The organism is Streptomyces sp. NPDC102406 (genome assembly GCF_044765725.1).
Taxonomy (GTDB): Bacteria; Actinomycetota; Actinomycetes; order Streptomycetales; family Streptomycetaceae; genus Streptomyces.
Map to the genome: position 1 here is coordinate 281,417 of NZ_JBIWKP010000008.1, position 22,439 is coordinate 303,855.

At 72.3% G+C, this 22,439-nt stretch carries 18 protein-coding genes; 13 read left to right on the forward strand and 5 right to left on the reverse strand.

Translation table 11 applies throughout. From position 1 onward, the window contains the following. Window positions 1-22: 22 nt before the first annotated feature. Genes ACIRF8_RS28775 through ACIRF8_RS28785 form a run of 3 tightly spaced genes read right to left on the reverse strand, consistent with a single transcriptional unit; the run spans window position 23 to window position 2,845 of the window. The gene (locus tag ACIRF8_RS28775) at window positions 23-1,330 is read right to left on the reverse strand and encodes a coenzyme F420-0:L-glutamate ligase (RefSeq protein ID WP_404219311.1); all 1,308 of its coding nucleotides are present in this window, start codon (window positions 1,328-1,330) and stop codon (window positions 23-25) included. Continuing rightward, a complete protein-coding gene (gene cofD / locus ACIRF8_RS28780) occupies window positions 1,327-2,298 on the reverse strand; it encodes a 2-phospho-L-lactate transferase (protein WP_404219313.1) in 972 nt (323 codons plus the stop codon). Before cofD ends, ACIRF8_RS28775 begins: the two co-directional genes overlap by 4 nt. 43 nt (window positions 2,299-2,341) lie before the next feature. Next, complete coding sequence (locus ACIRF8_RS28785; protein ID WP_404219315.1) at window positions 2,342-2,845, reverse strand: cysteine dioxygenase; 504 nt, start codon at window positions 2,843-2,845, stop codon at window positions 2,342-2,344. A gap of 681 nt (window positions 2,846-3,526) precedes the next feature. Between ACIRF8_RS28785 and ACIRF8_RS28790 the strand changes: the two genes are divergently transcribed. The 3 genes from ACIRF8_RS28790 to ACIRF8_RS28800 all read left to right on the forward strand — a co-directional run bounded on the left by ACIRF8_RS28790 (window position 3,527) and on the right by ACIRF8_RS28800 (window position 9,170). After that, window positions 3,527-3,790: a WhiB family transcriptional regulator gene (locus ACIRF8_RS28790; protein WP_127831770.1), complete on the forward strand. Its 264-nt coding sequence runs from the start codon at window positions 3,527-3,529 to the stop codon at window positions 3,788-3,790. Between the two features lie 164 nt (window positions 3,791-3,954). Further along, complete coding sequence (locus ACIRF8_RS28795) at window positions 3,955-7,662, forward strand: glycosyltransferase (RefSeq protein WP_404219317.1); 3,708 nt, start codon at window positions 3,955-3,957, stop codon at window positions 7,660-7,662. After that, complete coding sequence (locus ACIRF8_RS28800; protein WP_404219319.1) at window positions 7,659-9,170, forward strand: DUF5719 family protein; 1,512 nt, start codon at window positions 7,659-7,661, stop codon at window positions 9,168-9,170. The genes ACIRF8_RS28795 and ACIRF8_RS28800 overlap by 4 nt, the downstream gene beginning before the upstream one ends. Window positions 9,171-9,182: 12 nt before the next feature. Here the strand turns inward: ACIRF8_RS28800 and ACIRF8_RS28805 are convergent, their stop codons facing one another. Beyond that, window positions 9,183-9,686, reverse strand: a complete 504-nt coding sequence (locus ACIRF8_RS28805; protein ID WP_404219382.1) for a metallopeptidase family protein — start codon at window positions 9,684-9,686, stop codon at window positions 9,183-9,185. A 320-nt stretch (window positions 9,687-10,006) separates the two neighbouring features. On the opposite strand from ACIRF8_RS28805, the gene ACIRF8_RS28810 reads away from it, so the two are divergent. The 9 genes from ACIRF8_RS28810 (at window position 10,007) to ACIRF8_RS28850 (ending at window position 19,935) form a co-directional block, all read left to right on the forward strand. After that, window positions 10,007-10,384: a DUF3499 domain-containing protein gene (locus ACIRF8_RS28810; protein WP_324770026.1), complete on the forward strand. Its 378-nt coding sequence runs from the start codon at window positions 10,007-10,009 to the stop codon at window positions 10,382-10,384. A 118-nt stretch (window positions 10,385-10,502) separates the two neighbouring features. After that, complete coding sequence (locus ACIRF8_RS28815; RefSeq protein WP_404219322.1) at window positions 10,503-12,119, forward strand: L-lactate permease; 1,617 nt, start codon at window positions 10,503-10,505, stop codon at window positions 12,117-12,119. 70 nt (window positions 12,120-12,189) lie between these two features. After that, complete coding sequence (locus ACIRF8_RS28820) at window positions 12,190-13,557, forward strand: phosphomannomutase/phosphoglucomutase (protein WP_404219325.1); 1,368 nt, start codon at window positions 12,190-12,192, stop codon at window positions 13,555-13,557. 152 nt (window positions 13,558-13,709) lie between these two features. Next, entirely contained in the window at window positions 13,710-13,880 is a 171-nt protein-coding gene (locus tag ACIRF8_RS28825) for a Trm112 family protein (protein ID WP_404219328.1), read from the forward strand. 29 nt (window positions 13,881-13,909) lie between these two features. After that, window positions 13,910-15,037, forward strand: coding sequence for an SIS domain-containing protein (locus ACIRF8_RS28830; protein WP_404219331.1), 1,128 nt, complete (start codon window positions 13,910-13,912; stop codon window positions 15,035-15,037). Between the two features lie 91 nt (window positions 15,038-15,128). Then, entirely contained in the window at window positions 15,129-16,280 is a 1,152-nt protein-coding gene (manA, locus tag ACIRF8_RS28835) for a mannose-6-phosphate isomerase, class I (protein ID WP_404219335.1), read from the forward strand. A 149-nt stretch (window positions 16,281-16,429) separates the two neighbouring features. Further along, on the forward strand, window positions 16,430-17,407 hold the full coding sequence (locus ACIRF8_RS28840; RefSeq protein ID WP_404219338.1) for a cation diffusion facilitator family transporter: 978 nt from the start codon (window positions 16,430-16,432) through the stop codon (window positions 17,405-17,407). 306 nt (window positions 17,408-17,713) lie between these two features. Then, the gene (gene ahcY / locus ACIRF8_RS28845; RefSeq protein ID WP_404219341.1) at window positions 17,714-19,177 is read left to right on the forward strand and encodes an adenosylhomocysteinase; all 1,464 of its coding nucleotides are present in this window, start codon (window positions 17,714-17,716) and stop codon (window positions 19,175-19,177) included. Window positions 19,178-19,320: 143 nt separating this feature from the next. Then, on the forward strand, window positions 19,321-19,935 hold the full coding sequence (locus ACIRF8_RS28850) for a hypothetical protein (RefSeq protein ID WP_404219344.1): 615 nt from the start codon (window positions 19,321-19,323) through the stop codon (window positions 19,933-19,935). A gap of 5 nt (window positions 19,936-19,940) precedes the next feature. Here ACIRF8_RS28850 and ACIRF8_RS28855 read toward each other — a convergent pair whose 3' ends face one another. Then, on the reverse strand, window positions 19,941-20,909 hold the full coding sequence (locus ACIRF8_RS28855; protein WP_404219346.1) for an RDD family protein: 969 nt from the start codon (window positions 20,907-20,909) through the stop codon (window positions 19,941-19,943). Between the two features lie 105 nt (window positions 20,910-21,014). On the opposite strand from ACIRF8_RS28855, the gene ACIRF8_RS28860 reads away from it, so the two are divergent. After that, the gene (locus ACIRF8_RS28860; RefSeq protein ID WP_404219348.1) at window positions 21,015-22,022 is read left to right on the forward strand and encodes a stage II sporulation protein M; all 1,008 of its coding nucleotides are present in this window, start codon (window positions 21,015-21,017) and stop codon (window positions 22,020-22,022) included. Window positions 22,023-22,439: the final 417 nt, after the last annotated feature.

Below are 22,439 nucleotides of genomic sequence, written 5' to 3' on the forward strand. Positions count from 1 at the left end.
GCCCGCCGGGCCGGGTCGGTGCTCACCGCACCTCGACGAAGTCCGCGACGGCCCGCTCGGCCCGCTCGGCGGGGGCGGCGGCGGCATGCCCCACCGCGACGGCCCCCATCGGGTCCCATCGCGCCGGGAGGTCGAGCACGTCCCGTACGACGTCGCGGCAGAACATGGTGGACGACACCCACGCCGAGCCGAGCCGCTCCCCGGCCAGCGCCACCAGGAAGTTCTGCACCCCGGCCCCGGCGGCCACGACGAACATCTCCCGCTCGGCGGCGTCCCGCCGCGCGTCCCCGTACGTGTGCGACCCGTCCATGACCAGGCAGGGCACGACGAGGTACGGCGCGTTGCGCAGCACGTCCCCGCGCCGGACCCGCTTGGCGATCGACTCCTCGCTCTTGCCGTCGCGGCGCAGGTCGGCGACCCACGCGTCCCGCATCGCGTCGAGCAGCCGGGTCCGCGCCGCCTCGGACTCCAGCAGCACGAACCGCCACGGCGTCGTGTGGTGCGGCGCGGGCGCGGTGACGGCGGCGGCGACGGCCCGGCGCACGGCGCCCGGGTCGACCGGCTCGTCGGTGAAGGCCCGCACGGTACGCCGCTGCGTCACGGCCTCCCGTACGGCCTCCGAGGTGCCGAGGCGGAACATGTCGTCCCGCGCCACGCGCACCAACTCGCGCGCGGAGCCGCCCTCCTGGGCCACCACGCCGCTCAGGCCGCGCACCACGGCGACCGGCAGCCCGCCCGCCTTGCCCTTCACGAGGTCGCCCGCGGCGGCCAGCTCGTCGGCGGTCGCGACCACGGTCGCGCTCAGCGGGTTGCCGTGGGCGTCGACGCCGCCCCGCAGATCGTCGAGCACACGTACGCCGGCGGCCCCGATGGCGACATCCGTCAGCCCGTTCCGCCAGGGCCGGCCGAAGGTGTCGGTGACGACGACGCCGACCTCGACACCGAGGGCGTCCCGCACCCCGTCGCGGATCGAGGCCGCGGCGGCGTCGGGGTCCTCGGGCAGCAGCAGCACGGTCCCGGCCGGGGTGTTGGACGCGTCGACCCCGGCCGCGGCCATCACCAGGCCCAGCTTGTTCTCCACGATCCGCAGGGGCCCGCGCCGCGCCACGACCCGTACGGTCTCGGCGTCGATCGCGGCCTCCCGGTCGTCGGCGCGGACGATCCGCCCCTCGGCCTTGCTGACGATCTTCGAGGTGACCAGCAGGACGTCCCCGTCGGCGAGCGACGGTTCGGCGGCGACGATCAGCTTGGCCAGGTCGTCACCTTCTCTGACCTCGGGGATCCCGGCGACGGCCCAGACCCGGAAGGAGGGGGCGGCGGCAGAGCTCACGCGACCCGCACCTCCTCCGCGAGCCGCAGCGCCTCGCGCGCCATCGCGGCGGCGGCGGTGCCCTCCTCGGGGTCGGTCATCATCAGTGGCACGGCCCGGCAGCGGATACCGGCCGACTCGACCCGCTCCACGACCCCGGCGTCCACGGTGTCGACGAGCCATCCGTCGAGCAGCCCCGACCCGTAGTGCTCGGCGACGGCGGCGGCGTTGGCCTCCACGCCCACCGCGGCCAGCACCTTGTCGGCCATGCCGCGCACCGGCGCGTCCCCGACGATCGGCGACAGCCCGACGACGGGCACGCCCGCCTCCGCGATGGCCTCCCGGATGCCGGGCACGGCCAGGATCGTGCCGACGCTCACCACCGGGTTCGACGGCGGGAACAGGATGACGTCCGCCTCGGCGATCGCCTCCAGCACACCGGGCGCGGGCTTCGCCTGCTCGGCGCCGACCGGCACCACGGCCTGCGCGTCCACGGAGGCCCGCAGCTTCACCCAGTACTCCTGGAAGTGCACGGCCCTGCGCTCCCCGTCGATGTCGACGGCGACATGGGTCTCCACGCGGTCGTCCGACATGGGGATGAGCCGCACCCCGGGCCGCCACCGCTCGCACAGCGCCTCGGTGACCGCGCTGAGCGGATAACCGGCCGCCAGCATCTGCGTACGGACGATGTGGGTCGCGAAGTCCCGGTCACCGAGCCCGAACCACCCGGGCCCCACGCCGTACGCCGCGAGCTCCTCCTTCACGTGGAAGGACTCGTCCGTGCGTCCCCAGCCCTGCTCCTCGTCGATGCCGCCGCCCAGCGTGTACATCACCGTGTCGAGGTCCGGACAGACCTTCAGGCCGAAGAGATGGATGTCGTCCCCGGTGTTGCCGATGACCGTGATGACCGCGTCGTCCGGAGCCGCCAGCTTCAGACCGCGAAGGAACCGGGCACCACCGATGCCGCCTGCCAGAACCACAATGCGCATGGCCCCAGCATCGCAGGCAGCTACGACATCGCGGCAGCCGGTCTCAGACAGCGGCCCGCTCCGCCCGCCCGGCCGTCGAGCAGGCGGGGGAGTGGAACGGCATCTCGGTCAGGCCCGGGTAGTAGATGTGCAGGCTGACGGCGGGTTCGAGGGAGTCGTTGACGACCTCGTGGACGTACCCGGCGGCGAACACGCGCTGCGCGCCCGCCGAGAGCGTCCGCGTGCCGTTCTCCGTACGCTCCGTCAGTTCGCCCTCCAGGAGCGTCAGTACGCCGGACGACGGCCCGTGGTCGTGCAGCCCGCTGCCCTGGCCGGGCACCCACGACAGCAGCCACACCTCGTAGCCGGGCCCGGTGCGCAGCCGGTGGTACCAGCGGCTCGTGGCGTCGTACTCGACAAGGTGGGCCCACTGCGAGCGGTCGGCGGCGACGGAGCGCGCGAGCCCGGCGAACTCGGCCACGGTCTCGGGGTGTTCACGAGCGGGCGCCAGCAGGTGCGGTACTTCGAGGATGTCGCCGGCGATCTGGAGGTCGCTGTCGCTGTTCATGGGTGTGGGGATTCCTCGGAGGAGAGTGCGGGAGTGCCCGGAGGGGCGCGGAGCCGTACAGAGGGAGGAGAAGGCGCGGTCGGAGCTCGGTGGCTCAACGACTCAACAGCTCGAACAGCAACAGTGCGCGCGGGCGACAGAGACGGACCCGGCGGTGCGGGTCGTCGTCATCAGTGCCAAGTTCGCGAGCATGCCCACCAGCACACCGGTTCATGCCTGCGCTGTCAACTCGCCGTCCGGATCGCGAGAGATGTTTCACCTCATCCGGTGTCTCGGTCAGGCGAAAGGTTTGTGCAGCCGCCTCGCCGGACATGTGGCGCATCAGCCCGGCGCGCGGACGCCGTGGTGATCCTGTGATCGGAATGTGATCCGGTTCGCTTCTGCGGGCGCTCCGGAACGAGATCAAACTCCGCGGCGTCCTCTCATGTAGCGGCCCGAAGCGGGTAGGGCATCCATATGGGTCCTACACGGGGCGTACGTGGGCCGCTGGCAAGTGTCACGGTTTTTGCCGATTTGAACACTTTCCGCATAGCCTTGGTTCCGCAGAGTGAATAAGGGGCCCAATAGCAGATCTCGGCTTGACTGCCCCGGATCGGCACACTTGTAATTTCACTCGTGTCGTTCAGCCGAAATCGGTAACGGCAACATCACGGGGACGCACGGACGGACGAGGGGCGCACTATGACCGAGTCGTTTCAGGATCTGCTGGTCGAGGACGCGGAAGAGGAACTCGGCTGGCAGGAGCGGGCGCTGTGCGCCCAGACCGACCCCGAGTCCTTCTTCCCCGAGAAGGGCGGCTCCACGAGGGAGGCCAAGAAGGTCTGCCTGGCGTGCGAGGTCCGCTCCGAGTGCCTGGAGTACGCGCTCGCCAACGACGAGCGGTTCGGCATCTGGGGCGGCCTGTCCGAGCGCGAGCGCCGCCGCCTGAAGAAGGCCGCCGTCTGACCCCTTCACGCGCCGTACGCGACGGCCCGTCGCCCGTGGTTGTCCACAGGCGGCGGGCCGTGATTGTTGTCAGCCGTTAGTGTGGGGCCCCGTCCGAGACGCCTCCGTGCCCCCAGCGGGCACAGTCGTCCACCGCAGTCCAACGAACCGGGGCCCGTACCTCGATGTCCGTGCACAGCCACTCGGCAGATCAATTCGGTGCTGCCGCCGCCACGTTCGACCCGGGCCACGCCGCGGGGCCCGACCCGAGCGGCGCCCCCGAGTTCCCCAGGCATGTCGTCACCGCCGTCCTCGTCTCGCACGACGGCGCGCGCTGGCTGCCCGACGTCCTGTCGGGACTCCTCGGCCAGGAGCGCCCCGTGCAGAACGCGGTGGCGGCCGACACCGGCAGCGCCGACGACTCCGCCGCCCTGGTCGGCGCCGCCCTCGGCGACGAGCGCGTGCTCCACCTCGCGCGCCGCACCGGCTTCGGCCAGGCCGTCGAGGAAGCCGTCCGCGGCGCCGGGGTGCTCACCCCCGACGAGCTGCCGTACCTGAGGCGGCCGAGCGGCTGGGACCCCGTCAGCCGCACCTGGCGCGACGACGCCTACGACCTTCCCGACCTGCCGCACGGCGAACCCGAGCAGTGGCTGTGGCTGCTGCACGACGACTGCGCGCCCGAACCCGACGCCCTCGCCCAGTTGTTGCGCGTCGTCGAGGCCGAGCGCGAGGCCGGCGCGGACGTCGCGATCGTCGGCCCCAAGCTGCGCGGCTGGTACGACCGCAGACAGCTCCTTGAGGTCGGCGTCTCCATCGCCAACTCCGGGCGCCGCTGGACCGGCCTCGACCGCCGCGAACAGGACCAGGGCCAGCACGACCACGTACGGCCCGTGCTGTCCGTCTCCACCGCCGGCATGCTGATCCGGCGCGACGTCTTCGAGCAGCTCGGCGGGTTCGACCGCAGACTGCCGCTGATGCGCGACGACGTCGACCTGTGCTGGCGCGCCCAGGCCGCGGGACACCGCGTCCTCGTCGCCCCCGAAGCGGTCGTGCGGCACGCGGAGGCCTCCTCCCGCGAGCGCCGCACCGTCGACTGTGTGGGCCGTACGGCGTCGTCACCGCACAAGGTCGACAAGGCGGGCGCCGTCTACACCCTGCTCGTCAACGCGCGCGCCGCGACGCTCCCCTGGGTTTTGGTCCGCCTCGTGCTCGGCACCCTGCTGCGCACGGTCGCCTACCTGGTCGGCAAGGTGCCCGGGCAGGCGTTCGACGAGATCGCCGGCCTGATGGCGACACTGCTGCGGCCCGGCCGGATCCTCGCCGGGCGCACACAGCGCGGCAAGGGCCCGGTCGACGCCAAGGAGCTACGGCCGCTGTTCCCGCCGCCGGGCGCGACCGTGCGGCTCACCGTCGAGCAGATCGCGGGCAACCTCTTCGACGGCGCCGACCCGGAGACCTCCAACGCGGGCCGCCACGGCGGCGGCGGCCTGGAGTCAGGACCCGGCGGCGACGACGCCGACTTCATCCAGGTCGAGCAGTTCGCCCGGCTCAAGCGCATCGCCCGCAAGCCGGGACCCGTCCTCTTCGTCGTCCTGCTGTTCGTCTCCCTCATCGCCTGCCGGGGGCTGCTCGGCAGCGGGGCGCTCGCGGGCGGGGCGCTGCTGCCCGCGCCGGGCGACGCCTCCGACCTGTGGGCCCGCTACCTCGACGCCTGGCACACCACCAGCACCGGCGGCATCCAGGCGGCGCCCCCGTACCTCGCGATCCTCGCCGCCCTCTCCTCCGTCCTGCTCGGCTCCACCGGACTCGCGATCACCTTGCTGCTCGTCGGCTCGGTACCGCTCGCCGGATTCACCGCCTACTTCGCCTCCAGGCGACTCGTCGAGTCCCGACTGCTGCGCGCGTGGGCGGCCGTCGCCTACGCCTTCCTGCCCGCCGCCACCGGCGCCCTCGCGGGCGGTCGTCTCGGCACCGCGCTGCTCGTGATCCTGCTGCCGCTCATCGCGCGCGCGGGCCTGTCCGCCTCCGGCCTCATGCACGGCCGCGACACGCGCGGCAGTTGGCGCGCCACCTGGGCGTACGCGCTGCTGCTGACGATCACCACCGCCTTCACCCCGATCGTCTGGCCCCTCGCCCTCGTCCTCGGCCTCGCCCTCCTCGTCGTGCGCCGCGGCGACATCACCGCGTACGGACTGCGTTTCCTCGCCGCGCTCGGCACCCCCCTCCTGGTCCTCGCTCCGTGGTCGCTGACGCTGCTGCCGTTCGGCTTCTTCCAGGAAGCCGGCCTTCCCTACGGGGAGAGCTCAGGGACCGCGCAGAGCCTGCTCGGCGCCTCGCCGGGCGGGCCCGGCACCACGGGCAGCCTGCTGCTCATCGGCATCGTGCTGGCCGCGCTCGCCGCCCTGCTGCGCCAGGAACGCCGCCTCGCGATCCTCACCGCCTGGACCGTCGCCCTCGTGGCCCTGGTCTTCGCCGTCCTGTCGAACGACTCGGCCTGGGCGGGCCCCGCCACCCTCGTGTACGGCATCGCGCTCCTGGCCGCCGCCGCGCTCGGCGCCGACGGCGCGCGCTCGCGCGTGGCCGAGCAGAGCTTCGGCTGGCGCCAGCCGGTGGCCGCCCTCATCGCGTTCGCCGCCGCCGCGGGCCCCCTGCTGCTCGCCGCGGGCTGGATGATCGCCGGCGCCGACGGGCCCCTGGAGCGCCGCGACCCGGTGCAGGTGCCCGCGTTCGTCGCCGAGGAGGCGGGCACCCGCGACCAGGCCCGCACTCTCGTCCTGGCCGGCTCCGCCGACCACGTCTCCTACGCGCTCGTGCGCGGCGCGGGCGCCCGCCTCGGCGACGGCGAACTGGCCGCCGCGGCGGCGGACAACAAGAGCCTCGACAAGGTCGTCGCCAACCTGGTCGCGGGCTCCGGCGCCGACCAGGCCGACCAGCTCGGCGGCTTCGCCGTGCGCTACGTCCTCGTCCGCGACGGGGCGCCGCGCCAGATGGGCCGCGTCCTGGACGCGACCCCCGGCCTGACCCGGCTCAGCCAGCAGGACGGCACCGCCCTGTGGCGCGTCGACCGGCAGGTGGCGCGCGCCGTCGTCCTGCCCTCGGCCGCCGCCGGTTCGACGTCCGAGGCGGCCAGGCCGGTCGCCGCGGGCCCCGTCGAGGTGCACACCGAGCTGCCCGCGGGCGGCGCGGGCCGCGTCCTGCGCCTCGCCGACCAGGCCGCGGAGGGCTGGACCGCCACGCTCGACGGCACGCCCCTCACGAGGACCACGGTCGACGGCTGGGCGCAGGGCTTCGAACTCCCCGCCTCCGGCGGCACCCTGGACGTCACCTACGACGCGCCCCTCACCCACACCCTCTGGCTCTGGATCCAGGGCGCGCTCGCCCTCGTTCTCGTGGTGCTCGCCCTGCCGGGGCGGCGCAAGGACGTCGACGACGACCTCCCCGAGGAGCCCGCCGTGCCCGCGCAGGCCGTCGCCGGTGAGGGCCGCAGGGCCCGCAGGCTGCGCGCCCAGGCCGAGGCGGAGCAGCCCGCGGAACAGACCACGGACCAAACCCCGGAACAGGCCCCGGAACAGACCCCGGCGCCGGACATCCCGCAGCAGCAGACGTACGGCGAATGGGAACAGCCCGGGTACGCGGACGCCGGTCACGGCGCGTACACCGCGGACGGGCAGCAGTACCAGGACGGCACCTACGGATACGACCAGCAGGCGCCCGCCTATCAGGGCGAGCCCTACCAGGCCGATCCCTACCAGGCGTCCCCGTACGACCCGTACGCCTACGGGGGCACGTACGAGCCGCAGGGGCAGTACGACCCCGCGTACGAGCAGCACGGCCACGGTCACGGCCATGACGACGGCACCGACAGTGAGCGCCCCGACGGGAGCCAGCAGTGAACCGCACGACCCTGTCCCTGATCGCCGCGGCGACGGCCCTGGCCGCCGTCACCGGGTTCGCCGCCGCGACGTCCGGCGGCACGGACGACGCCCCCGCCCGGGCAGCCACCCAGCTCCCCGTGGAGCGTGCCGGTCTGCTGTGCCCGACGCCCGGCCAGTCCGACCTCGCGGAGACCGCGTACACCTCGTACACGCCGCCCTCGAAGGGCGGTTCCGCGGGCGGCGCGGGCACGGCGCGGCTGGTGCCGGTGGAGACCGGATCGAGCGATGCCGGGGACGACAAGGGCAAGGACGACAAGGGCAAGAGCGAGAAGCCCACGGCGGTCGTCACGCCGAAGCAGCCCGGCACCCCGGCCACGGGCGAGGCGTCGGGCGCCGACGCCCCGGCCCTCATCGGCACCGCCGACGGCGCCCTGGCACCCGGCTGGACCGTCCAGCAGACCACCACGGTCGACGCCGGCACGGGCCGCGGCCTGCTCGGCCTGAGCTGCTCCGCGCCCGACACCGACTTCTACTTCCCCGGCGCGAGCACCGACAAGGACCGCAGCGACTACATCCACCTCACCAACCCGGACGACGAGGCCGCGGTCGTGGACGTGCAGTTGTACGGCCCCGACGGCGCCATCAAGTCCGACGTCGGCGAGGGCATCCAGATCGGGCCGCACGCCGGGGTGCCGGTCCTGCTGTCGACACTGACCGACAAGCCGTACACGAACCTGACGCTGCACGTCACCGCGCGCAGCGGCCGGGTCGCCGCCGCCGTGTCGGCCGCCGACGACAAGCTGGGCGGCGACTGGCTGCCCGCCGCCGCCGACCCGGCGGCCTCCCTGGTGCTGCCCGGCATCCCCAAGGACGCCACCGACGTGCGCCTGGTGGCCTTCGCGCCGGGGCAGGACGACGCCGACCTCAAGGTGCGGCTCGCCACGTCCAGCGGCACGATCACGCCCGCGGGCCACGACACCCTGCACGTGAAGTCCGGCATGACGTCCGCCGTCGACCTCGGCCAGGTGACGCGCGGCGACGCGGGCTCCCTGCTCCTGACGCCCACCGACACCTCCGTGCCGGTCGTGGCCGCCCTGCGCGTCACCCGAGGCAAGGGCGCCGACCAGGAGACCGCGTTCATCCCGGCCACCCGCGACACCGGCGCGCGCGCCACGGTCGCCGACAACCGCGCCAAGGGCTCCACACTCGCCCTGACCGCGCCGGGCGCCACCGGCAAGGTGAAGGTCACCGCGTCCCCCGGCGACGGGGGCGGCACCGCGACCACCAAGGAGTACACGGTCAAGGCCGGGACGACCCTCTCGGTCCCGGCACCCGTCCCGAGCGGCCTGAAGGGCACGTACGCGCTCACGGTGGAGCCCGTGTCGGGCGGCAAGGTCTACGGCTCGCGGATGCTGGAGGAGAAGCGGGACGGCGTCCCGGCGTTCACGATCCAGACGCTGCCGGACGACCGGGGCACGGTCTCGGTGCCGGAGTCCGACGAGGATCTCTCGATCCTCCAGAAGTAGCGGCTCTCGGGCTCACTCGTCCCCGTCCGCGTCCCCGTACCGGGGATCGACGGTCTCCGGGGTGATCCCGAGGACCTCGGCGACCTGCTCCACGACCACGTCGTGCACCAGGGCGGCCCGCTCGTCGCGCCCCTTGGTGCGCAGTTCCACGGGGCGCCGGTAGACGACCACGCGCGCGGGTGTCCCGTCCCGCTCGGGGATCATGCCCCCCAGCGGCACCGTGTCGGGGCCCCACGCCTCGTCCTCGGCCGTCAGCCGCGGCACCTCCAGGATGAGGAAGTCGACCTCGGCGAGCTGCGGCCAGCGCCGCTCAAGGCGCTCCACGGAGTCCTGCACCAGGTCGGCGAAGACCTCGGCACGGCTCGCCGACAGCGGCACCTGCGGCGGCGCCACGGGTCCGCGCATACCGCGGCCGTGCCGGTCGCGTCGGCGCGGCGGGCGCGGCTCGGCGGGGGAGCGCGGCGGTACCGGGCCGTCGGGCGGTACGGGGTTCTCGGCGTTGGCGGACCTTTCCATCACCGACGCAGCGTAGTCCTCCCGGGCGGCCGAGGCGGGGCGGCTCCGCAGGGGGCACGGCATGTCGCTTACTGACCGATCAAGCCAAACCCGGGCCTGATTTCGCATCTCTCCCGGACCGTTGATCTCATGACAAATGAAGCTATTTGCCCTGAGTGGTGACCGCTTTCAACTGGTCGGCGGAGCGCACGACCCCGGATCGCCGCAGGTCATGAACGCGCCCGCGAGGAGCGTGTGCGCCGTCTCACGCCACGACACGGTGGGGTGACCTCGGGGAGAGTCGTCGCGGCCCGCTCAGGAGTGCGGTACCGTCCAACATCGTGAGCCCTGTACGTCGCTGTTCGCGCACCGCTTGCGGCCGTCCCGCCGTCGCGACGCTGACGTACGTCTACGCCGACTCGACCGCGGTCCTCGGCCCCCTCGCCACCTACGCCGAACCCCACTGCTACGACCTGTGCGCCGAGCACTCCGAGCGCCTCACCGCGCCGCGCGGCTGGGAGGTCGTCCGGCTCACCGACGGCAGCGCCCCCTCCCGCCCCAGCGGCGACGACCTGGAGGCCCTGGCCAACGCGGTACGCGAAGCGGCCCGCCCCCAGGAGCGCGCGGCCGGTGCGGGCGGCTCGGGCGGACGCCACGCGGACCCGATGGAGGTCGCCCGCCGCGGCCACCTCCGCGTCCTGCGCTCGCCCGACAACTGACGGGCTTTCGGCCACCCGCCCCACCTTCACGGGACCTTCGCCGTCGTACGCGTTGACCCGCGATTGTTGAGGACACGACGATTTCGCCACCCGAATCCGGGAATCCCGGGAGGCGCTCGTGTTCGTCCAGCAACTGGAGCCCGTCGACGGCTCGCTCGGCCTGTCCGCCCTCGTCGCCACGGTGCCGCTCGTCACCGTCCTCGTCCTGCTCGGCGCCGTCCGCATGAAGGCCCACCGCGCGGGCCTGATCGGCCTCGGCACGGCCGCCCTCGTCGCGTGGCTCGCCTACGACATGCCGCTCGGCCAGACCGCGTCGAGCGCCGCGCAAGGAGCGCTGTTCGGCCTCTTCCCCATCATGTGGATCGTCGTCAACGCCCTGTGGGTGTACCGGATGACCGTCCGCACCCGGCACTTCGACATCCTGCGCCGCTCCTTCGGACGCCTCTCCGACGACCCGCGCATCCAGGCCCTCGTCATCGCGTTCTGCTTCGGCGCCCTCCTGGAAGCGCTCGCCGGGTTCGGGGCGCCGGTCGCCATCTGCTCGGTCATGCTCGTCGCCCTCGGCTTCGACCCGGTCAAAGCCGCCGTCGTCTCCCTCGTCGCCAACACGGCCCCCGTCGCCTTCGGCGCCATGGGCACCCCCGTCGTCACCCTCGCCCAGGTCACCGGGCTCCCCCTGGACGCGGTCGCCTCCGTGGTGGGCCGCCAGACACCGCTGCTCGCGCTCGTCGTGCCGCTGGTGCTCGTGGGCCTGGTCGACGGGCGGCGCGGACTGCGCGAGACCTGGCAGCCCGCCCTGGCGTGCGGCATCGCCTTCGCCGTCGTCCAGTTCGCCGCCTCCAACTACGTCTCCGCCCAACTCGCCGACATCGGCGCCGCCCTGGCCGGCGCGGGCGCCCTGGTCGCCGTCCCGGGAGCGCGCCGACCGGCCGCCGAACCCGTACGCGCCGCCGTCCTCACCGGCGTACGCAGCGAAGACCTCGACGAGGACGACCCGCGCCCCGAAGTGCTGCGCGCCTACGCCCCGTACGCGCTCATCGTCACCGTCTTCTCCGTGGCGCAGATCCCCGCCGTCAAGAACCGGCTCGCCGAGGCGACCCGGGTCTTCGACTGGCCCTTCCTGAACGTCGCCGCCCCGAACGGCGAACCCGTGAGCGGCAACGTCTTCACCATGCCGCTCGTCTCCACCGGAGGCACGCTCGTGCTGCTCGCCGGGGTCGGCACGGCGGTCATCCTCCGCGTGCACGCGCGCGTAGCGGCCCGCGAATGGCTGGAGACCGTGTACGAGCTGCGGTTCGCGATCCTCACCGTCACCAGCGTGCTCGCCCTCGCCTACGTCATGAACCTGTCCGGCCAGGCCGCCACCATCGGGCACTTCGTGGCCGCGGCGGGCGCGGGACTCGCCTTCCTGTCCCCGGTCCTCGGCTGGTTCGGTGTCGCCGTCTCGGGCTCCGACACCTCCGCCAACGCACTGTTCGGCGCCCTCCAGGTGACCGCCGCCCAACAGTCGGGCCTGTCACCCGAACTCCTCGCGGCGGCGAACAGTTCGGGCGGGGTCCTCGGCAAGATGATCTCACCGCAGAACCTGACGATCGCGTGCGCCGCCGTCGGACTCGCGGGCCGCGAGGGCGACTTGCTGCGCAAGGTGCTGCCGTGGAGCCTCGGCCTGCTGCTGGTGATGTGCCTCATCGTGTTCGCGCAAAGCACGGTGGCGCTGTCGTGGATGCTCCCGTGATCGGCCCACCCCGCCTCCGGGCAGGTAGTTTGTGGGGTCCGTGAAGGACTCCAGGAGGGCTGGGCCGACCGTGGCTGCTGCTGATCTGTCGCAGATCGTGAAGGCGTACGACGTGCGAGGGGTGGTCCCGGACCAGTGGGACGAGGAGCTCGCCGCACTGTTCGGCGCCGCCTTCGTGCGCGTGACCGACGCGACGGCGATCGTGGTCGGCCACGACATGCGCCCCTCCTCGCCCGGTCTTACCGCCGCCTTCGCGCGCGGAGCCGCCGCCCTCGGCGCAGACGTCACGGAGATCGGCCTCTGCTCCACCGACCAGCTCTACTACGCCTCGGGCGCCCTCGGCCTGCCCGGCGCCATGTTCACCGCCTCCCACAACCCCGCGCGCTACAACGGCATCAAGATGTGCCGGGCCGGCGCGGCCCCGGTCGGCCAGGACACGGGCCTGGCCGACATCCGCCGCCTCGCCGAGGAATGGAGCGAAGCGGGCGCCCCCGAGCCCGCCGCGACACCGGGAACCGTCACGCGGCGCGACACGTTGAAGGACTACGCGGCACACCTGCGCGGCCTGGTCGACCTCACCGCGATCCGCCCCCTCAAGGTCGTGGTCGACGCGGGCAACGGCATGGGCGGACACACCGTGCCGACCGTCTTCGACGGCCTGCCCCTCGACCTCGTCCCGATGTACTTCGAACTGGACGGCACGTTCCCCCACCACGAGGCGAACCCCCTGGACCCCGCCAACATCGTGGACCTCCAGGCCCGCGTCCGCGCCGAGGGCGCCGACCTGGGCCTTGCCTTCGACGGCGACGCGGACCGCTGCTTCGTGATCGACGAGAACGGCGACCCGGTCTCCCCCTCCGCCGTCACCGCGCTGGTCGCCGCCCGCGAACTGGCCAGGAACGGCGGCTCGGGCACGATCATCCACAACCTCATCACCTCCTGGTCGGTCCCCGAGGTCGTCCGCGAGAACGGCGGCACACCCGTACGCACCCGGGTCGGCCACTCCTTCATCAAGCAGGAGATGGCCACCAGCGGCGCGATCTTCGGCGGCGAACACTCCGCGCACTACTACTTCCGCGACTTCTGGAACGCCGACACCGGCATGCTCGCCGCCCTCCACGTCCTCGCCGCCCTCGGCGGCCAGGACGGCCCGCTCTCCGCGCTCGTCTCTTCCTACGACCGCTACGCCGGCTCCGGCGAGATCAACTCCACCGTCACCGACCAGGCCGACCGCCTCGCCGCGATCAAGGCCGCGTACGGCGACCGCGCCGACACCACCCTGGACGAACTCGACGGCCTCACCGTCACCTCGACCGACTGGTGGTTCAACGTCCGCCCCTCCAACACCGAACCCCTCCTCCGCCTGAACGCGGAAGCGCGGGATACCGCGACCATGGAGAAGATCCGGGACGAGGCGCTGGCGATCATCAGGGCCTAGCGGGCCGGTAGGCACACGCCCCCGGTCCGGCCGAGCCCACGCGTCCCGCCCGCCCCACCGCGCTCAAGCCCGGCGCGGCGCCCCGGCGGTAGGCTGATCGGGCCACATGACACACGTCAGGCACCCGCATCCGTATCCCGAAGGGAACCCCCATGCCGCTCGAAGCCGGCCTCCTGGAGATCCTCGCCTGCCCGGCCTGCCACGCCCCCCTCAAGGAGGCCGACGCCGAGCTGCTCTGCACCAGCACGGAATGCGGCCTTGCCTACCCGGTCCGCGACGGCATCCCCGTCCTCCTGGTCGACGGGGCCCGCCGCCCCGCGTAACCGTTCCAGCGAGCAGGAGACCCGACGCGATGTTCGACGAAACGCTCCTGGACGACACGGAGGCGCTGGCCGCGACCGACCGCCGCGGCCTGCTGCGCGGCGCGGCGGAGGCCGGCGCCCGAGTCCGCACGGCGGCCCGGCACGCGGCCGAGGCGGGCATCACCGAGCTCAAGCCGGACGGCCGCCCGCGCGCCGTGCTCATCGCGGGCCCTGGCACCGCGGCGGCCGGCGTCGCGGACCTGGTCGACCGCCTGGCCGGCGCGACCTGCCCGGTGATCCGGCTGCGCCCCACCGGTGTGGCCCCCGCGCCGGGCGCCCTGCGCTGGGAGCTGCCCGGCTGGGCCGGCCCGGTCGACCTGCTCCTGATCGCTTCGCCGAGCGGCACGGAACCCAGCCTCTCGCTCCTGGCCGAACAGGCGTACAGGCGCGGCGTCACCGTCGTCGCCGTCTGCCCGAAGGGAGCCCCGCTGACCGAGTCGGTGGCGGGCGCGCACGGCCTGTTCGTGCCGATGGCGACGGCCCCGTACGACCAGGACGAGACGGCCGCGGCCGTGGCGCCGGGCGTGCTCTGGGCCCTGCTGACCCCACTCCTCGCGCTCCTGGACCGCACCGGCCTGGTCGCCGCGCCGGCCGACACGCTGGAGAAGGTCGCCGACCGCCTCGACCGCACGGCCGAACGCTGCGGCCCGGCCGTCGCGACGTACAGCAACCCGGCGAAGACCCTGGCCTCCGAGCTGGCCGAGGCGCTGCCGCTGATCTGGACGGAGGGCGCGGCGGCGGGCGCGGCCGGCCGCCGGTTCGCCGCGGCGCTCACCGAACTGGCGGGCAGACCCGCGCTCGTCGCGGACCTGCCCGAGGCGATGCCCGCCCACGGCGCCCTCCTCACCAGCGACCTCTCCGTGGGCGCCGCCTCCGACGACTTCTTCCGGGACCGCGTGGAGGAGGGCCAGGGACTGCGCGCCCGCGTCGTCCTGCTCCGCGACCGGCCCGTCGACGGCGTGTCCGCCGCCTTCGCCGCCCGCGAACTCGCGCTGTCGCACGACACCGGGATCAGCGAACTGGAACCGGAGGACGGCACCGACCTGGAAACCCTCGCGGAACTGATCGCCGTGACAGACTTCGCCGCCGTCTACCTGGGCCTGTCCACGGGAACCTGACGGACCCCACGCCACCCCCGACACTGCCCGTCCGCCATCCTCCGGCCCCCCGATCCCCGCCCCGCCACCCAACGACGGAGACCCCCGCCCGATGGACCGCCTCACCAACACCGTCCGCCCCTACGCCTGGGGTTCCACCACCGCCATCCCGCACCTCATCGGCGCCGAGCCGACCAGCGAACCCCAGGCCGAGATGTGGATGGGCGCGCACCCCGGCGCCCCCTCCCGGACGGAGCGCGGCCCGCTCGACAAGGTCATCGCCGCCGACCCGACGGGCCAGCTCGGCGAGGCGGCAGCCGAGAAGTTCGGCCCGCGCCTGCCGTTCCTCCTGAAGCTGCTCGCCGCGGGCGCACCCCTCTCCCTCCAGGTGCACCCCGACCTCCGGCAGGCGCAGGACGGCTACGCGCGGGAAGAGGCCGCGGGCGTACCGATCTCGGCACCGCACCGCAACTACAAGGACGCCAACCACAAGCCCGAACTGATCTGCGCCCTCACCGACTTCGACGGCCTGTGCGGATTCCGCGCGCCCGAGGAGGCGGCCCGGCTGCTCGAAGGCCTCGGCGTCGACAGCCTCAAGCCCTACGTGGACCTGCTGCGCGCCCACCCCGAGGAGGCGGCGCTGCGCGAGGTCCTCACCGCGGTGCTGAGCGCGGACCACGACGAGATGGAGCGGACGGTCACCGACGCGACGGCCGCCGCCCAGCGCATCGGCGGCGCCTACGAGCCGTACGCGGGCATCGCCCACCACTACCCCGGCGACCCGGGCGTCATCGCCGCGATGCTGCTCAACCACGTCCGGCTCCAGCCCGGCGAAGCCCTGTTCCTCGGCGCTGGCGTCCCGCACGCCTACCTGAACGGCCTCGGCGTCGAGATCATGGCCAACTCCGACAACGTCCTGCGCTGCGGCCTGACCCCCAAGCACGTGGACGTCCCCGAGCTGCTGCGCATCGTCCGCTTCGAGGCCACCGACCCCGGCGTCCTGCGCCCCGAGGCGTCCCCCGGCGGCGAAGAGGTCTACGACACGCCCATCGACGAGTTCCGCCTCTCCCGCTACGTCCGCCCGGAGGGCGCCGCCGCCCAGGACCTGACGGCCGGCACCCCGCAGATCCTGCTCTGCACGGCGGGCTCGGTCCGCGCGGGCGAACTCACCCTCGCCCCCGGTCAGTCCGCCTTCGTCCCCGCGGGCGAAAAGGTGGAAGTGTCCGGGACCGGCACGATCTTCCGGGCGACCGTCGTGGCCTGACCCACGCCCCTCCCGCCCCGTACTGCAACAATGACCCACCGCAAAGGACGGGCAAAGCCGCGGCAGAATTTCTCGCGGCGGCACGGGCAATAGGCGCGGTACGGGCAGCACAGGCCTCACGGGACGTACGAAGGGACACCAGGAACAACATGAGTGCTTCAGGCGGAGCAAAGGCGATCGTGGCGGCCCTCGCCGCCAACCTCGCCATCGCGGTATCGAAGTTCGTGGCGTTCCTCTTCAGCGGCTCCTCGTCGATGCTCGCCGAAGCGGTCCACTCGCTCGCCGACTCCGGCAACCAGTTCCTGCTCCTGGTCGGCGGCAAGAAGGCCCAGCGCGAGGCGACCCCGCAGCACCCCTTCGGCTACGGCCGCGAGCGCTACATCTACGCCTTCCTCGTGTCGATCGTCCTGTTCTCCGTCGGTGGCATGTTCGCCGTCTACGAGGGCTACGAGAAGATCTCGCACCCGCACGACCTCGAACACTGGTACTGGCCGGTCGGCGTCCTCGTCTTCGCGATCATCGCCGAGGGCTTCTCCTTCCGGACGGCGATCAAGGAGTCGAACCAGTTGCGCGGCCGGCTCTCCTGGGGCCAGTTCATCAAGCGCGCCAAGGCCCCCGAGCTGCCGGTCGTCCTCCTGGAGGACTTCGGCGCGCTGATCGGTCTGGTCCTCGCCCTCCTCGGCGTCGGCCTCACCCTCGCCACCGGTGACGCCGTCTGGGACGGCATCGGCACGCTCTGCATCGGCCTCCTGCTCATCATCATCGCGATCGTCCTCGCGCTGGAGACCAAGTCACTGCTGCTCGGCGAGGCCGCCGGCACGGACGAGGTGCGCAAGATCGAGGAGGCGGTCGTCGACGGCACCACCGTCACCGGCCTGATCCACATGCGCACGCTCCACCTCGGCCCCGAGGAACTCCTCGTCGCCGCGAAGATCGCCGTCCAGCACGACGACACCGCCGCCGAGGTCGCCCGCGCCATCAACGAGGCGGAGAACCGCATCCGCACCGCCGTCCCGATCGCCCGGGTCATCTACCTCGAACCCGACATCTACAGCGAGGCCGAAGCCGCCAAGGGCCCCGACCGGGAGGCCACCCCGGGCGGCCCCACGCCGGCCCCGGAACACTGATCCTTCCCCGTACGAGTCCGGGGACCCACCCGGACGGGGTGGGGCCGACTGACCCGATCGGTGTAGATTCGTAACGAGCCAGACGTCGCTGCTGATGGCGGTCGGGCGGCCCGCACGACGGGCCGTCCGAGGGAGAGAGGGCCTCCGACGGACTGCGCTGCGAGCGCCAGGGGACCCGTGTGTCCCAGGACGCCGCAGATCAGCCATGCGCGTACCCGAGACGGGCACACCCGAAGCGGGGCATGCGCAGCACGCCCACCATGCCCACCTCGACCATCCGCAACCGCACCGAGGAGCAGCTCACTTATGACTTCTGTCGCCAACCGACAGGACCAGGACTTCAAGGTCGCCGACCTCTCCCTCGCCGAGTTCGGGCGCAAGGAGATCACCCTCGCCGAGCACGAGATGCCCGGTCTGATGGCGATTCGCAGGGAGTACGCCGAGGCGCAGCCGCTGGCCGGCGCCCGCGTCACCGGTTCCCTGCACATGACGGTCCAGACGGCCGTCCTCATCGAGACCCTCGTCGCGCTCGGCGCCGAGGTCCGCTGGGCGTCCTGCAACATCTTCTCCACCCAGGACCACGCCGCCGCGGCCATCGCCGTCGGCCCGAACGGCACGCCGGACAACCCCCAGGGCGTCCCCGTCTTCGCCTGGAAGGGCGAGACGCTGGAGGAGTACTGGTGGTGCACCGAGCAGGCGCTGACCTGGCCGAACACCGCCACCGGCGGCCCGAACATGATCCTGGACGACGGTGGTGACGCCACCCTCCTCGTCCACAAGGGCGTCGAGTACGAGAAGGCCGGCAAGGTCCCCTCGGTCGACACCGCCGAGTCCGACGAGCACCGCGCCATCCTCCAGCTCCTGAACCGCACGATCTCGGGCGGTTCCCAGAAGTGGACCCAGCTCGCCTCGGAGATCCGCGGCGTGACGGAGGAGACCACGACGGGTGTGCACCGTCTGTATGAGATGCAGCGTGAGGGCTCGCTGCTCTTCCCCGCGATCAATGTGAACGACGCGGTGACGAAGTCGAAGTTCGACAACAAGTACGGCTGCCGGCACTCCCTGATCGACGGCATCAACCGGGCCACCGACGTGCTGATCGGCGGCAAGACCGCTCTGGTCTGCGGTTACGGCGATGTCGGCAAGGGCTGTGCGGAGTCGCTGCGCGGTCAGGGTGCCCGGGTGATCGTGACCGAGGTCGACCCGATCTGCGCGCTCCAGGCGGCGATGGACGGCTTCCAGGTGACGACGCTGGACGAGGTCGTCGAGCAGGTCGACATCTTCGTGACCACGACCGGCAACAAGGACATCATCATGGCGTCCGACATGGCCCGGATGAAGCACCAGGCGATCGTGGGGAACATCGGTCACTTCGACAACGAGATCGACATGGCGGGTCTGGCGAAGATTCCCGGCATCGTCAAGGACGAGGTGAAGCCGCAGGTCCACACGTGGACGTTCCCCGACGGCAAGGTCATCATCGTGCTGTCGGAGGGGCGTCTGCTGAACCTGGGCAACGCGACCGGTCACCCGTCGTTCGTGATGTCCAACTCGTTCGCGGACCAGACGCTGGCCCAGATCGAGCTGTTCACCAAGCAGTCCGAGTACCCGACCGATGTGTATGTGCTGCCCAAGCACCTGGACGAGAAGGTCGCGCGGCTGCACCTGGACGCGCTGGGCGTGAAGCTGACCACGCTCCGCCCCGAGCAGGCCGCCTACATCGGCGTCGAGGTCGACGGCCCGTACAAGCCCGACCACTACCGCTACTGAGTGACGCGGCTGCCGAGCTACGCGGCTGAGCAGCTACTGAGCTGACAGGACAGGCCCCCGCACCCCCGTGCCGGGGGCCTGTCCCATGTACCCGCGACCGCCGACGGCCGTCGTCAAGCCAGCCAGAGGACTCCACGAACGCCATGCCCCGAGGCCGATATTCGCTCCACGATCCGCATGATCACACCCCCCTCGGTGAAGAACACTTCCACTGCGCGCCCGGCCCCTCGGGCTGGCGCTACGTGGCCCAGCGGACCACGCCCTCCGGCGACCACGCCGGCTCGATCGACCTCGCCCTCGACGATCTCGGCCGCCCCATCCGCCTCGAAGTGAACGCCGCGAGCTGGCAGGTGCGAGGAGCCGCCATCGACGGCGTCACCTGGGTACGCACCGACCCCACCGGCACCCACGCCACCGAGGGAAACGCCCCCGCGCACGCCTTCACCGGCACGTCCCCCGCGTTCCTCGTCGCCACCGCGCGACTGCTGAACCTCACCCCCGCCTCCCCCTCGACCCGCGTCCGCCTCGTCGCCCTCACGGACCCCGTCCTGGCTCCCCGCACCCTGGACCAGTCCTGGACCCTGCTGAACAGCGAAGCACACGCCACTGACAACGGCCCGCTCGTCGTGGACGCGTACCAGGTCACCGCCTTGGACACGGGCGAGCAGCACGTCGTCCACCTCAGCGGCGACGTGGTGCTGGCCGCCCCGGGCATCGAGCTCGAGGACCTGGAGACCCCGCCCTCGGCGTTCGGCTGACGCGGTCAGGCGGGCGGCGCGAACCCTGTGGCCGGCGGCTCGGAACTCCCGGCCGGTCCGGAACCCTCGGGGGAGTCGGGAACCGCTGAGGACGGCGGACCCACGGGCGAACCGGAGGCCGCGGACCCGCCGGGAACGCCGGCGACCTGCCCGCCGTACGGCGCCTGCGGATGAACCGGAGCGGGCGGAGATGACGGAGCGAACGCCGCCGCCGACGGCACGGCTCCCGCACCGAAGGCGCGCCGCGCCTCACGCGCCTGCCGCTCATGCACCACCGCCGCCAGGAACGCCGCGGGCGGCACATCGTGCGGTGCGGGCGTCCCGGTGTGCGCGGCGAGGTCGGCGGCAAGCCGCTCGGCCATGCCCCATCCGACCTGCGGATCCAACTGCCCCATCCGCGTCAGGTACTGGCGCACGGCGAGCCACAGCCCTTCCGGCACGGCGGACAGATCGAGCTGAGCGAACCGCCCCACCAGCCACGGCGGCGGAGGCGGCACGACCGCAGCCTGCCCGCCCGGCACCCGCTCCCGGACGACGAGCGTCCCCGCGAACACGTCACCCACCCGCCGCCCCCGGGCGGACACCAGCGAGGCGATGCACGCCACGACACCGAAGGTCATCAGGATCTCGACGACACCGACGGCACCGCGCACCAACGCGTGCCGGAACCGGATCGGGCCGCCGTCGTCGCGCACCACCCGCAGCCCGCACGCGAGTTTCCCGAGCGACCGACCATGGCTCAACGTCTCCACGGCGATCGGGATCCCGACCAGCACGAGGAGGAACAAGGCCACGGAGACAGCGGCCGCGGCGGCATCGTCCAGCGACGCGGTCGCGGCCACCACGGCCATGCTCACCACGATGTAGACCAGGAACGCCACCAGCAGATCGATGAGGACGGCGAGCGCTCGGCTCGGCAGCTTCGCGGGCCGCAGCTCCAGTGCCACTGCCTCGCCCGTCACCAGCTCACTCACGCCGGCCACCTCCCCTTCACTGACCTGCCCCAGGAACCGACAGTCTGCCAAGCTGAGGGCACATCGCGCCGCACAGGTGCCGGAAAGCGAGGAGCAGCAGACCGGATGGACCTCGACGTCTTCGTGTCCGCCCACCGAGCCGAGTGGGACCGCCTGGACGCACTGCTGCGCCGCCGACGCCGCCTGACCGGCACGGAGGCGGACGAACTGGTGTCCCTCTACCAGCGCACGGCCACCCATCTCTCGCTCATCCAGTCGAGCGCCCCGGATCCCCGGATCGTCGGCCGTCTCACCCAACTCGTGGCACGCGCGCGCAGCGCCGTGACAGGCACACGCACCGCTTCATGGCGGGACGTGACCCGCTTCCTCACCCAGGGCTTTCCGGCGGCGGTCTACAAGGCGCGGCACTGGTGGGTGCCGACCGCGCTCGTCTCCACGGCGATAGCCGCCCTGATCGGCTGGTGGATAGGCACGCACCCCGAGGTGCAGGCATCCATAGCCGCGCCGTCCGAGCTCCGCGAGATGACCCGCCCGGGCGGCCAGTACGAGACCTACTACTCGAGCCATCCGGCGACGTCCTTCGCGGCCCAGGTCTGGACGAACAACGCGCAGGCAGCCGCCATGTGCCTGGTCCTGGGCATCTTCCTGGGCCTGCCGGTCCTGTGGATCCTCTTCCAGAACGTGCTCAACGTGGGGGTGGGCATCGGCCTGATGACCTCGGCCGGCCGCCTCGACACGTTTCTCGGCCTGATCCTCCCGCACGGCCTGCTCGAACTGACCGCGGTCTTCGTGGCGGCCGGCACCGGACTGCGCCTCGGCTGGACGGTCATCGACCCGGGCCCCCGCACCCGGCGAACCGCCCTCGCGGAGGAGGGCCGCGCGGCCCTCGGCATGGCCATCGGCCTGGCGCTGGTCCTCTTCATCTCCGGTGCGATCGAAGGCTTCGTCACCCCGTCCGGCCTCCCGACGTGGGCCCGCATAGGGATCGGCATCGCCGCGGAACTCGCTTTCCTCGCCTATGTCTACGTCCTCGGGGGCCGCGCCGCCCGCAGCGGTGAGACCGGCGACCTGGAGACGGCCGAGCGCAGCGCGCTCCTGCCCACCGCGGCCTGATGTGCACGCAACTCCCGCGAGCTGCTAGTCTCCTCTTCGCCCCGGAAAGACCGTTGACACGGTGGGACCGGGGAGGTAGATTCGAACAGTTGCCCCGAGCTCGACAGGTTCGGCCGCAACCGCTAGTGTCTAGCGCGCTTCACGAAATAACATTCTTCGAGAAGCCTCCTCCGATTAATCAGAGAAAAGCAGCCGGTCAGTCCGGCCGAAAACTTCTGATAAAGTCGGATCAGTCGAAAGGCAAAGGCCCCTCCAACGGCCACCGGAAATGAAATCCGAACCGGAAACGGAACGGAAAACGGATCTGGTAAGGTTGGAAACACGAAGGGAAGCGCCCGGAGGAAAGCCTCAGACAGTGTCTGCGGGTGAGTACAAAGGAAGCGTCCGTTCCTTGAGAACTCAACAGCGTGCCAAAAG